At 44.2% G+C, this 15,322-nt stretch carries 14 protein-coding genes; 3 read left to right on the forward strand and 11 right to left on the reverse strand.

All coding sequences use genetic code 11. The features are described from left to right. Nucleotides 1-39 precede the first annotated feature (39 nt). The 8 genes from CJD30_RS00480 to CJD30_RS00515 are packed head-to-tail and all read right to left on the reverse strand — an operon-like array spanning nucleotide 40 to nucleotide 8,781. Complete coding sequence (locus tag CJD30_RS00480; protein ID WP_294915200.1) at nucleotides 40-1,794, reverse strand: GGDEF domain-containing protein; 1,755 nt, start codon at nucleotides 1,792-1,794, stop codon at nucleotides 40-42. 35 nt (nucleotides 1,795-1,829) lie between these two features. Further along, nucleotides 1,830-2,468: a tRNA threonylcarbamoyladenosine dehydratase gene (locus tag CJD30_RS00485; protein ID WP_294915202.1), complete on the reverse strand. Its 639-nt coding sequence runs from the start codon at nucleotides 2,466-2,468 to the stop codon at nucleotides 1,830-1,832. Further along, the gene (surE, locus tag CJD30_RS00490; protein WP_294915204.1) at nucleotides 2,465-3,232 is read right to left on the reverse strand and encodes a 5'/3'-nucleotidase SurE; all 768 of its coding nucleotides are present in this window, start codon (nucleotides 3,230-3,232) and stop codon (nucleotides 2,465-2,467) included. The genes CJD30_RS00485 and surE overlap by 4 nt, the downstream gene beginning before the upstream one ends. Continuing rightward, nucleotides 3,233-4,531: an ArsS family sensor histidine kinase gene (locus CJD30_RS00495; protein WP_294915206.1), complete on the reverse strand. Its 1,299-nt coding sequence runs from the start codon at nucleotides 4,529-4,531 to the stop codon at nucleotides 3,233-3,235. Beyond that, nucleotides 4,532-5,194 (reverse strand): response regulator transcription factor, encoded by a 663-nt coding sequence (locus tag CJD30_RS00500; protein WP_294915209.1) that lies wholly within the window; start codon nucleotides 5,192-5,194, stop codon nucleotides 4,532-4,534. Nucleotides 5,195-5,228: 34 nt separating this feature from the next. Further along, nucleotides 5,229-7,340: a ferrous iron transport protein B gene (feoB, locus tag CJD30_RS00505; protein ID WP_294915211.1), complete on the reverse strand. Its 2,112-nt coding sequence runs from the start codon at nucleotides 7,338-7,340 to the stop codon at nucleotides 5,229-5,231. Further along, complete coding sequence (locus tag CJD30_RS00510; RefSeq protein ID WP_294915214.1) at nucleotides 7,330-7,569, reverse strand: FeoA family protein; 240 nt, start codon at nucleotides 7,567-7,569, stop codon at nucleotides 7,330-7,332. The genes feoB and CJD30_RS00510 overlap by 11 nt, the downstream gene beginning before the upstream one ends. A gap of 9 nt (nucleotides 7,570-7,578) precedes the next feature. Continuing rightward, nucleotides 7,579-8,781, reverse strand: coding sequence for an OprD family outer membrane porin (locus CJD30_RS00515; protein WP_294915217.1), 1,203 nt, complete (start codon nucleotides 8,779-8,781; stop codon nucleotides 7,579-7,581). Nucleotides 8,782-8,920: 139 nt separating this feature from the next. On the opposite strand from CJD30_RS00515, the gene CJD30_RS00520 reads away from it, so the two are divergent. Beyond that, nucleotides 8,921-9,469, forward strand: a complete 549-nt coding sequence (locus CJD30_RS00520; RefSeq protein ID WP_294915220.1) for a CDP-alcohol phosphatidyltransferase family protein — start codon at nucleotides 8,921-8,923, stop codon at nucleotides 9,467-9,469. Here CJD30_RS00520 and CJD30_RS00525 read toward each other — a convergent pair. Further along, the gene (locus CJD30_RS00525) at nucleotides 9,466-10,773 is read right to left on the reverse strand and encodes a DNA recombination protein RmuC (protein ID WP_294915222.1); all 1,308 of its coding nucleotides are present in this window, start codon (nucleotides 10,771-10,773) and stop codon (nucleotides 9,466-9,468) included. The two genes, CJD30_RS00520 and CJD30_RS00525, sit on opposite strands and share 4 nt — an antisense overlap. A gap of 62 nt (nucleotides 10,774-10,835) precedes the next feature. Here CJD30_RS00525 and CJD30_RS00530 point away from each other — a divergent pair, with 62 nt between their 5' ends. After that, a complete protein-coding gene (locus CJD30_RS00530) occupies nucleotides 10,836-11,234 on the forward strand; it encodes a YchJ family metal-binding protein (RefSeq protein ID WP_294915225.1) in 399 nt (132 codons plus the stop codon). 1 nt (nucleotide 11,235) lies between these two features. On the opposite strand, the gene CJD30_RS00535 is transcribed toward CJD30_RS00530, so the two are convergent. Further along, nucleotides 11,236-12,039, reverse strand: a complete 804-nt coding sequence (locus tag CJD30_RS00535; RefSeq protein ID WP_294915228.1) for a formylglycine-generating enzyme family protein — start codon at nucleotides 12,037-12,039, stop codon at nucleotides 11,236-11,238. An 86-nt stretch (nucleotides 12,040-12,125) separates the two neighbouring features. Then, entirely contained in the window at nucleotides 12,126-13,751 is a 1,626-nt protein-coding gene (locus CJD30_RS00540) for a methyl-accepting chemotaxis protein (protein ID WP_294915231.1), read from the reverse strand. A gap of 212 nt (nucleotides 13,752-13,963) precedes the next feature. Here CJD30_RS00540 and rho point away from each other — a divergent pair, with 212 nt between their 5' ends. Beyond that, nucleotides 13,964-15,289, forward strand: a complete 1,326-nt coding sequence (gene rho / locus CJD30_RS00545; protein WP_294915234.1) for a transcription termination factor Rho — start codon at nucleotides 13,964-13,966, stop codon at nucleotides 15,287-15,289. The last annotated feature ends 33 nt before the right edge of the window (nucleotides 15,290-15,322 follow it).

Below are 15,322 nucleotides of genomic sequence, written 5' to 3' on the forward strand. Positions count from 1 at the left end.
AATATAGTATTAATAGAGCATTATACCAAAGCTAACGTCTCAATTGCCGATGATGCTCATATGGTTGGGCGATTTTTTAGCGGTTTTTTTCTCCATCGCAAACGTTCGTTGTAAATGTTCGCCCGATTCTATCGTTGAATCTTTCCCCAGTTTAATCACCACCGCACTCACACCGAGAAGTTTAAATTCACGGATATTTCCCTCTCGATCTTCTGAGACAATGCATCCGCGCTCACGATCAGAGAGCTCATAAAATGCCTGTACCGCATCGCTGAATGTCACAATCAGATTCTCAATCTCTTCGCATATTTTTTCAAACGGATGTTTTTCATCCACAACGGCTCCGACAAAAAAATCATCACCCCCGATGTGCCCTTTGAAATACTCCGGAGACAACACTTTGTGCATCAGCTCCGCAAACAGCAAGATCACCCGATCACCGTTGCGAAAGCCGTAACAATCGTTGTAGGGTTTGAAATGGTCAAAATCAAAATAGATCACTGCGGCATCGCTTTGACATGCTATCACATTCGCGATGTACTCGTTGATTCTAAAATTCCCCGGTAATCTTGTAAGAGGATTTTCATCCCGTGCACGGATGAGATTGCGCTCATGTACCACTTCGATCATCTCTCTGGCACTCAAATATCCGATATAACGGGAAGATTCAACAATCAATACCCCAGGAGCATTTTCCGACAGCGAAAAGAGCTCGATCATCGTCTCAAGCGGCATCGTCAAATCAACAACCGGTATCGGCTCGATATAGGTCTCCAATGCAGAGAGATTGGACGAGCGGTTTTGCGCCAATGAACGACCATACGGCGAGCATGCAATCGCTTTGAGATTGTGTTCATGGATAATACCTACTGGATGCATCGCATTGTCCACGACGGGAACGAGATAACTCTCTTTTTCATTCAAGATATCCAGCAATGTCTCTATCGAATCACCCAACATGATCGATTTGAGCGATTCAAGCCGTTTCAAAATAATCTTTTGATTGGTCGGAGAACGTCTCTCTTCTTTGAATGGCAATGTTTGGACAAGATAATGCTCCGCAATAAGGGTGCAATCCGTAGTCGGCCGCTGAACAAAATAGCCTTGAACCAGATGTGACCCGATCTCTTTGCATACAGCTAGCTCCCGCTCACTCTCAACTCCCTCGGCGACGACACGGCATCCCATCAATGTTGCCAACTGTACCATATTGCGCGCCAGCAGTTTTTTTTTCGGATCGGTATCGATGGCGTTCAAAAAGAACCGATCTATTTTGAGGATATTCGGGGTGCAGTGATAGAGCAGCTTGTATCCCGATTGACCGATTCCGAAATCATCAATCGCAATACAAAATCCCTCATCACTATAGTGGTGCATCAAGCGTGTAAAATGATCAATATTGAGAATCTCGTTATGTTCTGAGAGTTCAAAGACGATCGATTTTGGGTCAAGATCAAAACGGTTGAGAAGCCGATAGGTATTCCCTTTTGAAAAATCGGTCATCTCCAACACTCGGTTATCGAGGTTGTAAAAAAGTTTGAGATTTTTATATCCTTGGATCGTACAAAACTTCTCAAGCACTTTTTCGCGAAGCCGAATATCAAACGTGTAGAGGATATTCTCCTCATACAACCGATCGAAAAAAGCTGCAATTGATTCAAAACCGAGAGTTTCAGTACCGCGCAACAGTGCTTCGACACCAAATATTTTTCCGGAGTGGATATCTACAATCGGCTGAAACGCGATATCCAAGATAGTAAGGTAGTGATAATACAGGGGGTGCAAAGGTTCCATGAAAGAGAGTATAAAACTCCCTCATCACAAAAAGGTTACAGACCTATACGACGTAATGCGAGTGAACACATTGCCAAACCGAACGATCCGGTCACAGCGACGAAGCTCCCTTTTTCTTTGATGCGCGGAAGTTCGGAAGAGCAGATACAGCTAAAATCGCCTTTGAATTTTCGTTTACGGAGTTCATTACGGATTTTTGACGCAAACGGATCTCCCTCAGTTTTCCAGATCGAACGAACTTCAATTTTGGTCGGATCGAGGCGTTTGGCCGAACCGACCGAAGCAATAAGTTTGGGATAACATTTTTGGATCAAAGCGAGTTTGGCACGCATATCATCAATCGCATCGAGAATCAGATCATAGGGCTCGAAATCAAATTCTTCAACCCATTCAGGGGTGATTTTATCCGCTATGGCGATTACTTCGGGATAATGGGTTTTGAGGGCTTCAACCTTCAGCTCCCCTTCGTGCTGTTCGGAATGCATTTGCCGATTTTGGTTGCTCGAATCATAGCGATCAAAATCGACAATCGTAATATGACGGACACCGCTGCGATAGAGACAATCCAAACAAAAGCTTCCTACCCCGCCGACACCCAAAAGCAAAATTTTTGCATTTTGAAGTCTATCAAACGCCTCTTCTCCAAAAACGAGTTTTGTACGAACGTGTCTCACAGCCATTCTCTCAATTTCTGCATCGATTTATAGGCGCTCATATCGAGTTTGATCGGGGTAAGAGAGACTTTTCCCGCCTCAATCGCCTCAAAATCACATCGCGATTTTCGATTTTCTCTGGGTTTGTATTCCAGCGGATGAAGCCCTAACCAGTAATACTCCATTCCGCGAGGGTTACGATGAAGATGGGCATCATTGGCATAATAACGATGCCCGGCATACGTAACCTCAAATTCTAGGTCATCAACCTCATAAGGGACATTGACATTTAAAAACTCCCGTTCGTTCAACGGAAAAGATCCGCTTAAAATTTTCTCTGCAAGTTGGCGGATGGCACGTTTTGCCAAAGCAAAATCACCGACGGGCTGTGTAAAATCCATCACCTGCGAGATAGCAATAGCGGGAACGTCATGCAGTACCGCTTCCATCGCCGCCGCCGCAGTTCCCGAATAGGTAATATCTTCTCCCATATTGGAGCCTTTATTGATCCCGCTGATCAGCAAATCGGGTTTAGATTCCTCAAACATCGAATGAAGCGCCAAATAGACACAATCGCTTGGCGTCCCGTCATCAAGTTTATAAAAATCATCTCCGACTCCGATAAAACTGAGCGGTCGCGTCAATGTCAAGGAATGCCCGCATGCCGATTTTTCAGTCGATGGGGCTACCACGGTAATCTGTCCCAGCCCTTCCAGCGCTTCGACCAGTGCCAAAAGTCCAGCCGATTCGTATCCGTCATCATTGGTAATCAAAATTTTTTTCATCTATTTCCTTTTGGTTTTTACTGGTACACAGATAAAACAATTTTTACTCTCTCTGCGCTCATATGCCAATACATAATCATGCTCTTTTAAAATTGCATCGACAATGTAAAGTCCCAACCCAAAACTGTCTTTGGTCGGATGCTCTTTGGTAAAAGGTTCGATATAGTAGCTTAATGGTTCTTTCAATGCTTCACCCTCATTGGCAAAGATGATTTCCCCCTCTTCCATCAAAATTTCCATCTTTTTTTCAGGAGAATATTTAATCGCATTGTCGATCAAATTTTTGATAGCAGTAACAAACAAACGATAATCGACTTCGATTTTAATCGTCGGATCGATAGAACGTTCTACCGCATCGTATTCGACCATAGCCATATCGATTGCACCGTCGATGATATCAATCAGTCGATACTCTTTTTTTTCGTGGTATTGATTTCCGGAGGTGATCTCTTCGATTAGTGCAAATTCACCGATCAGTGACTCCAATCTCTCGAAAATCCCCTCAAATCGTCCGCGTTGTTTTTCATCACTCAGCATCGTAGCGACAATACGCCCTTTGGCGATGGGCGTTTTAAGCTCATGCATAATGTTGCGTAAAAAGAGGGTGCGCGATTCAATCAAGGAACGGATTTTATTTTGCGTCGACTCCAATTCATTAGCTATCAAAGCAATCTCATCACTGCCGTCAATCCCAAATCGTACCCCCATGTCCCCTTCCCCGAAACGGGCGATCTGTTTACGGAGCCGGCGGAGCGGGTGCAACCGGTAAATGATCAATACAAATGCAATGCTCAATACACTGATCAGCGTTATGTATGCCGACATCAAATTAACCGGATGGTACGGAGCAAGCGCCCGATCAATCAAAAGAACATTATGACGTGACGATTCAACCCAAAAGTAAATGTTATCTTGGTATTCAATCATTGAGGTAACAATCTGTTGCTGAGGATGCATCTCAAACGATGCGTCGGAGAGCGAATATTGCCCGGCTACCTCTTCCGCACTCGCATCGCTTTTTAACACTTTCCCTTGTCGGATGATCGCTGTATATGAAGCTTCATGATTGATCTCTTCGAGATCATAAAACGCCAAATTTGCCTCAAAAATAGGTTGAGAAATCTGTTTATTGATGTAGGAGTGATAAATCTGACTGATAAGTGCATGTTTGGAAAAAATGCTGTCGATATGTTTTGCACGATTGTTTTCATAGAGCTGATAGAACGTAAAACTTACACTTGCCACCGACACGACAAGTGCAAACATGACGGTTGCTAAAACGGCGTTATTCTTTACCATTTATTTGAGCAATTTATACCCGATGCCTCGGATCGATTCGATCAGCGCTTTATCGCCGAGTTTATTACGAATCCGTCCCATCATGACATCGATACTTTTGTTAGATGAATCTTCATTGATCGCGGCAACATTGTGAATCAGATCTTCGCGCGAAACGACCATCCCCTGTTTTTTGATCATATGGGCCAAAATGCCGTATTCAGCGTTCGTTAGCTCTAAAGGGCGATTTTTATAGCTGATTTGCATCGCCGATTCATTGAGTTTAAAATCACAGGCACTCTCGGAAGCGGCAGCTGACGCCGCATCGTATCGACGAAGCACCGAATGGATCCGTGATACGAGCTCTCGCGGATCATAAGGTTTAGGGAGGTAATCATCGGCTCCGAGTTCGAGCGCATTGATTTTATCGGTGACATCCGATCTGGCTGAAGAGATAATGATGGGGATGTTTTGACGTGCACGAATCGCTTCGCATACCTCCAGCCCATCCATCCCCGGCAATGTCAGATCCAAAATGACCGCATCAAACGGTTCCAATTTGAGGATACTGAGTGCTTTGAACGGATCGTCTTCCGTCGTCACTTTAAATTCGTACTGTTCTAAAAATTCGGTGAGGATCTCGGCAAGCTCTAGATCATCTTCAATCATTAATATTTTATTCATGGCATCATTGTAACGAAGTGTAGTTAATGATTTCCTAACTCATCCACAGCACTGCATGATAGGCGACAAATGCCAACGTATACGCTACGATAGAGGTAAAGACAAATAAATACGCGAAATATTTGATCCCTCCCGCTTCACGGGTAAAGACAACCGATGCGGCCAGACACGGCAAGTAGGTCATAATTACCATCACAAACGCCACCGCCGAAGCAAACGGAATTTGCGAGCTGATCGTGCTGATTAGGGAGCGATCTTCTTCCGTAGCGTCGCTTCCAAGAGAATACAATACTCCCATCGTGGATACAACAACCTCTTTCGCAGCCAATCCGGTTTGCAATGCTACCGCCATTTTCCAATCAAATCCCAAAGGTGCGAATACCGGTTCGATCGCATGCCCTACATTCCCCAAAAAGCTTTGAGACAACTGTTCTTCTGCCAACTGATTTTCAAGACTTTTTTTCTCTTCTTCGGATACTGCGGCTTCTATTTTTGATGCATACACCTCATCCAAAGCCGGATTTTTCGGGTAGGTACTCAAAAACCAGATCAACAGTGACGCGGCCGCAATGAATGTTCCCGCTTTTTTGAGGTACATCATCGTCTTCGTTACAACGGTATGCCAAATCAATTTGACGGATGGGAGGCGATATTTCGGCATCTCCATAACAAATGGCTCATCCGAACCTTTGAACGCCGTCATTTTAAGTACTTTTGCCGCTACCAGACCGATCATCGCACCCAAGATATAGATACCGAACAATACGTTCCCCGCCATCTCCGGACCAAAAAATGCCCCGGTAAAGAGGACATAAACCGGCAAACGCGCACCGCAGCTCATAAATCCGATAACAAACAAGGTCAAAAGGCGATCACGGTCATTTTTCAGGATCCGTGCCGACATATACGCGGGGATTGAACACCCGAAACCTGAGACCAATGGAATAAACGATTGACCGTGAAGCCCAAATTTATGGAAGAATCCATCGAGGAGAAAAGCAACCCGTGACATATATCCCGTTGACTCGAGCAATGCGATCCCCACAAACAAAATCACAATGTTCGGAACAAAAAGGACAACCGCACCGACACCGCTGATGACACCATCTACGACAAGAGAGCGGATCTCTTCATTCGCAATCGTTGAACCGACCAACGTACCGAACCATCCGAAAAACGCATCGATCCAATCCATCGGAATCGATCCAATTTCAAAGGTTAACTGAAACAACCCCCACATAAAGAACAAAAAGATAGGGATCCCCGCAATCGGGTGGATCAAAACACTGTCAATCTTTTCAGTCGTTGTCTTCACTTGCCGTATTTTCGGCTTCACTTTAACCGCTTCTGCGATAATTCCGCGATTGTAAGAAAGATACTCCTCCGCCAATGCCTCTTTCATGTCATCGGTATCGTGATGAAGCAAGACATGACGATCCGCCTCTATCAACATCGGCTGCAGCTCTGTCCAAATCGGATTGTCATGCAACGTGCGATACGTTTTTTTCTCTTTTTGCAACAAATTGATTGCAATATTACGGTTACTGATCGATGCTTTGAATTTATGCCGATCCAAATATTCGGCGATTTGTTTCAGCTCTTCTTCTACCGCTTCGCTAAATACCAGTTTTTGCTCTTGCAACGGTGTCTCATGTGCCTCAATCACCGATTTCATCAGTTCATTCAATCCCGTTTTTGCAGCTGCAGAAACACGAACACACGGAATGCCTAAAAGCTGAGTGAGATAGGGTGCGTTAATCTCTATCCCCTCTTTATCGGCCTCATCCGACATGTTCAGAGCAATCACCATTTTTTTGCTCATCGTCATCAATTCAGCCGTTAACTGAAGATTTTTCTCCATATTAGTGGAATCGAGGACATTGATAATCAAATCGTACGTTTCATTGCACAAATAATCGTGCGTAACTCTCTCTTCGATAGAATAGTCTGTAAACGCATAGGTTCCGGGTAAATCAACGACACTGAATTCATATCCCTCATGATCAAAGGTAACAACCGTTTTTTCAACCGTCACCCCTGTAAAGTTTCCAACATGAAGACGCGCATTGCCGATCGAATTGATCAGCATGCTCTTCCCGACGTTTGGCTGCCCGACCAGTGCAACCGTTATTTTTTTAGTGGACATTTGTTACCTCTATTAATTCAGCTTCTTCTCTGCGCAATGCGATATTGACACTGCCGATTTTTATTTCAAACGTACTTTTGGTAAGACCGCACTCGAGCATCATAATCTCTGCTCCTTTCATCAATCCGAATGAAATCAGACGCTGTTTGAGCGCACCGGCCGCATTGATTTTCGCTACAGTCGCCCTTCCCCCTTTGGTACAAGCACTGAGGAGTGTCATCGTTTTCATCTACTATCCTTAAAAGTTGTAACTTAGACGCAAGAAAAGACGATCATATCCACCGTCGTAATCGCTTGAGCCATTGTTTAATGTATTTTTATTATTATCATTGATCATAGCATAACTCATCTGCGCTGAGAGTGCATCATTGATCTGATACGCGACAATAAAATCGCTCTCTTTGACATTCCAGTTCATCGGAGTACTTTTAAAATTTCCATACATCGCACCCAGTGTTAGGCCTTCGATACCCATCTCACTCATGTCGATCTGCGCATTGAGCTGATATGCGCGGGCATCTTCCATACTATCGATGGTCATCTCTTCCATGGATGTAAAATAAGGGCCTCCGCCAAAACCGTTGATCACTTTTTTCCCATTAGGGTTCGTTGTCATATTGTATGCGACTCCGATACTCAACAGTCCAAGGGTCGTTTTTGCACCGATGCCGTATACGTTCCCCTCAATATTGCTGTTTTGCTCTTCACTAAAATAGCAAAACTGTGTCGAAAACTCGATTTGGAGTGTTTTATCGATCGCGGCCGTATAGACGCCGTCTGCATAAATCGCATTTGTAATATTATCAATTTTATAATACCACGCTTGAACCGCCAGGTTCTCAACGCTTTCGTTCACGACGCCAAAGAGTGCCGTTCCATGGCTATCCACACCATCAAGGCGTTTAAATTCGGAGATGTCATTGCCTGAATCGTATCCTGCAAACCGTTTCACGTATCCGCCGATGAGAGTATTTTTTTCAAATCCCGTATAGGTTGCCATGAGGGCTTCAAACGTATTAGGGTGCATTCGGACATCATCCGTATCGGCAAGCGGTGTATCGATTTGCTGACGCCCGATGCGTACACTAAAATCATTCGCACTATAATCGATATAGGCTTCACCCAAATACGCATACGACCCAGCATTATTCGCAAACAAATCGTTATTTGCTTTACCCTCACTCACATCACCCGTGGCAAAAGCAATCTTTTGACTAATATAGAGTGCCGCCCCTACTTTGAGATCGTTCCAGCTTCCTGTCTCATATTTCAACTGACCGCCCAATGATGTTCCGTACGTATCGGTATCGACTGCATTGTTTTGTCCGATGTAGGCTGCACGAAGTTCTCCGCTTACCTTCCCTGCACTCAATGCATCTTCGATACTTGCTCCACTCAATACGCTGAGCGCTATGATACTTATACCTATTGCTTTTTTCATGGTCTTTCCCTTGAGTTACTGCAGAATGATATTCGTTATCAACTTATACCATCCTTAATAATGATAACTCTTTTCAATTAGACCATTTTCTCTGCTTTAGCTATAATTTCAAATCAAATAATACACCACTAGGACTTTTATGCAATTTCTCTGGCGTTCTACCAGTCATTTCAACCTTGCCAATCTCATCACGATGGCCAACATCACCTGCGGACTTCTTGCTACCTACTTCATTACCCAAGATAAATTCGTCATTGCCGTCGTCCTCGCATGGATGGGAGGGGCATTTGACATTTTTGACGGTAAAGTGGCTCGTAAATACGGTCTTTCAAATGAATTCGGCATTCAGCTTGATTCATTCGCCGATTTTCTCAGCTTTGTCCTCGTACCGACGTTTTTCATTTTCCAAGGGGTCTACACAGATCTTTCGGGAATCCCTCTCATCATCGCATCGATAGCGTCCATTTATTATGTCATCAGCGGTTTACGCCGTCTTATTCAATTCAATATCAATGCAGATGCAGGAGAGGTAGCAAAATATTTTGTCGGTGTTCCAACCCCGCTAGGGGCTATTTTGCTCTGGCTTGTATGGTTGGGGTCAGGATTTATCGGATGGATAGGAGTTTTGGTGCTGATGATACTCATCGGCGCACTGCTCAATTCAAAAGTGAAAATTCCTCACCTTTAACTCTCAAGTTCTTCACCATCGTCGATCAACGATGATGGTAAAAGTTTTTTAGGCTTCAATCCCAGCTTTCGCATTGATTCTACACGGCGGATGAGATTGCCTTTTCCGCTACTGAGCTTATTCATCGCCCCCTCATAACTTTTCTGAGTACGGGCGATCTGTTCGCCGATCTTCTCCATATCCTCGACAAACGCCACCAGTTTCTCATACAACGCTTCAGCCGATTCAGCTATCGCTTTGGCGTTACGCTCTTGATATTCGCTTCGCCAGATATGCTCGATGGTACGGAGCGTTACGAGTAAAGTAGAGGGAGAAACCACAACGATATTTTGCTCATATGCCGTTTTGAAAAACGTATTATCTTGCTCCAATGCCAATAAAAATGCCCCCTCTATCGGCATAAACAGTAATACAAAATCGAGAGTTCGTACACCGCTAAGCTGCTCGTAACGTTTGTTGCTCAACCCTTTGATATGGCTGTGGATCGAGAGAAGGTGCTGTTTGAGCGCATGAGCTCGTTCCTCATCACTCTCGGCACGGATAAACGCATCATAAGCAATCAATGAGACTTTGGAATCGATAATGATGTCTTTGTTTTGCGGGAGATGAACAATCACATCGGGACGAAATTTTTTCCCCTCTTCATCACTCAGCGTACTTTGGATCTCATATTCATGCCCCTCACGCAATCCAGATTCTTCAAGGATACGTTCCAGTACGATTTCTCCCCAGTTTCCTTGGGTTTTATTCTCCCCCTTGAGCGCTTGGGTGAGATTGATCGCATCTTGGCTGAGACGTTCGTTGAGGGTTTTTAGACGCACTATTTCATCTTTGATACTTTGGCGTTCTTTGGCATCGTGGATAAATTGCTCTTTGCTTTGGGTTGCGAATTGGGCGATCTGCTCACGAAACGGTTTGAGCAGCAGATCCAATCCTTTGGTGTGCGCTTCATCGAATGTTTTCGCTTTTTGCTCGAAAATCTGTGCAGCAAGTTGTTCAAACTGCATTTTCATCTGCACTTTGGCTTCGTCCAAAAGACGGATTTTTTCTTCAAATCCCCGAGACGACTCTTCGTGACGGGTATGGAGTACCGCATAATCGCGCTCAAGTGCATGATACTCTTTTTGCGCATTCTCTAAATCCGCTTGAATCTTTGATCTGAGTGTTTGCTCTTGCGTGCAGTATTCTTGCAGCTGCAATGCACGTGCTTCAAGAAGGGCATAGTTTTGACGGGATTGATTCCACATCCATCCGAATGTTCCGGCGGCGATAAAGCCTAGTGTTGTTGCTATTTCGTATATCATAGGGTGATTATAACCCATGAGAGCTAAGAGGTAAAAAAGTTGGCATTCTGTAAGATATACGTATGAAAGTATCTGCAAATGCTCCCTGCCCGTGTCACAGCGGCGAAAAATACAAAAAATGTTGCCAACCCTATCATAAAGGGATATACCCCGCAAATGCTCAAAAGCTCATGCGTTCACGCTACAGCGCTTTTGCTTTGGGATTGGCAGAGTATATTATGAGCACAACCCATCCGAATAATCCCGATTACACGGATGCACGTGAGGCTTGGAGAGAAAGTATCCTTGATTTCTCCAAACAGACACGATTCATCGACTTGAAGATTATTGAGTTTATTGATGGGGATAGCGAAGCGTTTGTAACGTTTGAAGCGATATTGGATCACGGTATTTTGAAAGAGAAAAGCCGCTTTTTAAAACCTGAGAATAAATGGCTTTACGAAAGCGGTTTTTTTAGCTAAATTATTTAAACGGATCCCCGTTGATGACCAGACGCAACCCCGTTTCATTGGAAGCGTAATCGGGTCGCGAATATCCCCGAAATGAGCTGCGCAGACACATATATCCCGTTTTATAGCTCCCGCCTCGTCGTACTTTAAACGACTCGGCCTCTGCCCCCCCGATACGGGGACTGCCATCATTGGGGGCTCCGTTATAGTTGGCAAAAAAGTCGTCTTCGCACCATTCCCAAACGTTTCCGAGCAGATCATAAATACCTAAACGGTTAGGTTGTCTCGACCCGACCGCTGCCGTTCGCATATTTGCGGTATATTCATAGATCGCATAATCATCCAGCTGTGCTTCGGAATCTCCAAACGTAAAACGGGTATTTCCCCCCGCTTTGGCGACGTATTCCCATTGTGCTTCGGTAGGGAGAGCATAAAAACGTGTCTTACCCTCATAGCGGTTGATCAATTCAACATACGCTTTAGCATCAAACCAGCTCACCTGCTCTACCGGATGACGGCGGGAATTCTCTTCTTCTACTTTATCGTTTTTAAAAAATGAAGGGTTGACGCGGGTTAGTTTAAAATACTGCTCCTGCGTTACAGGATATTTCGAAATCCAAAATCCATTCAGTTTTACCGGGTGTTCAGGAGACTCAACATCGCCGCCTTCATTATAGCGGGGATTTCGTCCCATGATAAACTCACCGGCATCGATATAAAGAAACTCCATTCCGATCGAATTGGTAAAGTCTCTGGGAGTCTCTACCGCCTCTGCAGATGAAGCTGCTTCATTTTTCTTTTTTAAAAAATCGAACAAGATGAACCTTTTGAAACATGTTTATTTATCTTACTATCTAACCTTATAGCAAAAATCGTTCACATCTTATTTCAAACCTATTATTTTCACTCTTTAAACTGATTCATATGGGTATTGAGATTTTCGGTCATAGCACTCAAGTGTTCAGCCGCAGACGCGATCTCTTCTACACTGCGGGCGTTGGAACCGCTTAGTTTATTGATCTGATGTATTTCACTGTTGATCACATCAATCATCTCTGCTGTATGTGCGAGAATCGAAACTGTCTCTTCCGTTGTTTTGGTTGCCACAATCATTGTTGATGACGCTCGTGAAATCTCATCTTCTACTTCATTCGATATTTTTGCGAGTTCGTTCATGTTTTTAGAGCTTAGATTCATCTCTTCGCTGGTTTCAATGATCGCTTGGACAATGACATTAATCGTGGATTGGATCTCGACCAAACTTTTTTGCGTTCGTTCCGCGAGTTTACGCACCTCATCGGCAACTACCGCAAAGCCTCGACCATGTTCACCGGCACGGGCTGCTTCAATCGCTGCGTTTAGGGCGAGGAGATTCGTCTGCTCGGCGATATCGGAAATGATTTCGAGAATCTCTTTGACTTGCTTAGTGTCGTTGCTGAGCTGATGGATGCGATCAGCCATCTCATTTTCTGTTTGAGAATTTTTTTCTACCTGTGTCGTCAACGCGGTTATCTTAGAAGCTGTTTTGCTCAGAGCGCTGCCGACGGCAACGATCTCCCCTTTATTGCGATCGGCTTGTTCAATAATATGCTGAGTGTCTTTGTTTATTTCACCGATCTCATTTGCAACTTGATTGATGACACCAACCGTCTGTTCAACCGTTTTTCCGACTTGAGTCGATGAGGATGATAGCTGAAATGCAACAGAGGCGTTTTCATTCGATGTATTTTTAGCTTCCCCGATAAACTTTCTAAGTTTTAACCGGAGATCTTCTATCTGAACCGTAATACGAGAGAGTTCGTTATTCCCTTTGGCCTTAAACGGCTCACTCAAATTCAGTGCTGCAATGTGACTGATTTGAGACAAAAGCGGAGTTACTTCATCCAATACCAAAGCGATCAACCCAAATCCGACGACAACCACCGCTAAAACCAAGAAAGAAAATAAAAAATTCGAATTCTTTGCCGAATCGGCATTATTTGAGAGTTGAACCGATCCGTTTTCAACGTCTTTGATGTGTGCATCACTCCAGCTGTTTAATTGGGTACTTAGTTTTTCGGCATACGGATCCACTTTTCCCATCCATGCATTACCTGCATCAGGCCCTCCGGCAATATACGCATCCGCCATTTTTTTCCCGATGACGTAATATTCCGCTAGATCTCGTTTGAACTGCTCCAACTCCCTTTTTTTGGCACCGTCATTTTTTTCGGCTGCAATCATTTGATCCAAAAGAGCATTTGCGCTTTGATAATAACTCTCAGCTTCTTTAAACCCATCATCATACCCTTTGGCTCCCCGTGTTGCCGAAATATCGGTCAACCACTGCTGTATCTGGATAACATCGATTTTCAAAGTGATATAGTTCATTGCCTGGGGAATCGTCTCTTTGCTCTGTACTTCCAGTTTTTTGCCCATTTCTGACGCGTTCATATACATATTCACACTGCTTAGAACGAGGAAAAAAGCGATAATCCCCAAAATAATTTTCAACATCGTACGAATCGAGATCTGATACAACCAGCCCATATACTGCCACCCTTTTTATATAAGTTTTTCTTCTTAGAATATTCTTGGCTACATACTCCCCAATAATTACTAAATTCTTTCTGAAATTGCCTTTTTCTTGACAACCTGCTTAGGGATAGTTTATAATGTCGTTATTAAAAAATGACCTGTCAATGACATCTCACCCAAAACTCGCCGATTTAATCCACACTCTATAGTAAGGCATTCACCGCATGAGCGAAAACTCAAAAACTCCCCGTAATAACTCGAAAAATCGTACCCACATACCAGTTGACGGATTCACAATTGAAGCACTCCGTACCAAAAAGCTTGAAGATCTCCTCGAAATTGCTGCGTCACTCAACATCGAAGACCCCAATGAACTAAAACGCCAAGATTTGATTTTTGAAATTCTCAAAACACAGGTTCAACAAGGGGGATTCATCCTCTTTACCGGTATTTTGGAAATCATGCAAGACGGGTATGGTTTCTTGCGCGCCGTCGATCAATCTTTCAGTGACTCGATGCACGATGCGTACGTATCCAGTACCCAAATCCGCCGCTTTGCTCTTCGTAACGGGGATATTGTTACAGGACAAGTGCGCGCACCGAAAGACCAAGAGCGTTATTACGCTCTCCTCAAAGTCGAAGCGATCAACTATCTCCCGCCCGAAGAGTCTAAAAAACGTCCACTCTTTGAAAACCTCACACCACTCTATGCATTGGAGCAAATCAAACTCGAGTATCAACCAACCAAACTCACCGGCCGTATGATGGATCTTTTCGCTCCGATCGGTAAAGGGCAGCGCGGATTGATCGTCGCACCTCCGCGTTCAGGGAAAACTGAACTTATGAAAGAGATTGCACACGGTATCACCAATAACCATCCTGAAATCGAGTTGATGGTTCTTCTTGTTGATGAGCGTCCGGAAGAGGTAACCGATATGGAGCGCTCCGTCAAAGGAGAAGTGTACAGTTCAACGTTTGATGAACCGGCAAAAAACCATGTCAAAGTCGCTGAAATGGTGATCGAGCGGGCAAAACGCCGCGTCGAGCTTGGTAAAGATGTTGTGATCCTCCTCGACTCAATCACCCGTCTTGCCCGTGCGTACAATACCGTCACACCATCGAGCGGAAAAGTCCTCTCGGGTGGGGTGGATGCCAATGCATTGCACAAACCAAAACGATTCTTCGGTGCTGCCCGTAACATCGAAAACGGCGGGAGTTTAACAATTATTGCGACTGCGCTTGTTGAAACGGGAAGCCGAATGGATGAAGTTATTTTCGAAGAGTTCAAAGGGACCGGTAACTCCGAGATTGTCCTCAGCCGTAAAATCTCCGACCGCCGTATCTTCCCTGCAATCGATATTCTCAAATCGGGAACACGTAAAGAAGAGCTTCTCATCGGCCCTGAAATCTTGCAAAAAGTATTCGTTCTTCGTTCTATGCTTCATAAGCAAGAAGACGAAGTTGAAGCGCTCCGCTTCCTCTATAATACAATGCTCAAAAGCAAATCCAATATCGAATTTCTTGAAAGCATGAACGCCGAATCCAAATAATGGAAATACTAAAATGAGCAAAGCCCATTTTAG

Source organism: Sulfuricurvum sp. PD_MW2, assembly GCF_002633015.1.
Lineage (GTDB): Bacteria > Campylobacterota > Campylobacteria > Campylobacterales > Sulfurimonadaceae > Sulfuricurvum.

Coding starts and splice junctions, on each gene's coding strand:
- CJD30_RS00480 (WP_294915200.1), bottom strand. CDS start 1,794: ATGGAACCTTTGCACCCCCTGTATTATCACTACCTTACTATCTTGGAT.
- surE (WP_294915204.1), bottom strand. CDS start 3,232: ATGAAAAAAATTTTGATTACCAATGATGACGGATACGAATCGGCTGGA.
- CJD30_RS00495 (WP_294915206.1), bottom strand. CDS start 4,531: ATGGTAAAGAATAACGCCGTTTTAGCAACCGTCATGTTTGCACTTGTC.
- CJD30_RS00500 (WP_294915209.1), bottom strand. CDS start 5,194: ATGAATAAAATATTAATGATTGAAGATGATCTAGAGCTTGCCGAGATC.
- feoB (WP_294915211.1), bottom strand. CDS start 7,340: ATGTCCACTAAAAAAATAACGGTTGCACTGGTCGGGCAGCCAAACGTC.
- CJD30_RS00510 (WP_294915214.1), bottom strand. CDS start 7,569: ATGAAAACGATGACACTCCTCAGTGCTTGTACCAAAGGGGGAAGGGCG.
- CJD30_RS00515 (WP_294915217.1), bottom strand. CDS start 8,781: ATGAAAAAAGCAATAGGTATAAGTATCATAGCGCTCAGCGTATTGAGT.
- CJD30_RS00520 (WP_294915220.1), top strand. CDS start 8,921: ATGCAATTTCTCTGGCGTTCTACCAGTCATTTCAACCTTGCCAATCTC.
- CJD30_RS00525 (WP_294915222.1), bottom strand. CDS start 10,773: ATGATATACGAAATAGCAACAACACTAGGCTTTATCGCCGCCGGAACA.
- CJD30_RS00530 (WP_294915225.1), top strand. CDS start 10,836: ATGAAAGTATCTGCAAATGCTCCCTGCCCGTGTCACAGCGGCGAAAAA.
- CJD30_RS00540 (WP_294915231.1), bottom strand. CDS start 13,751: ATGGGCTGGTTGTATCAGATCTCGATTCGTACGATGTTGAAAATTATT.
- rho (WP_294915234.1), top strand. CDS start 13,964: ATGAGCGAAAACTCAAAAACTCCCCGTAATAACTCGAAAAATCGTACC.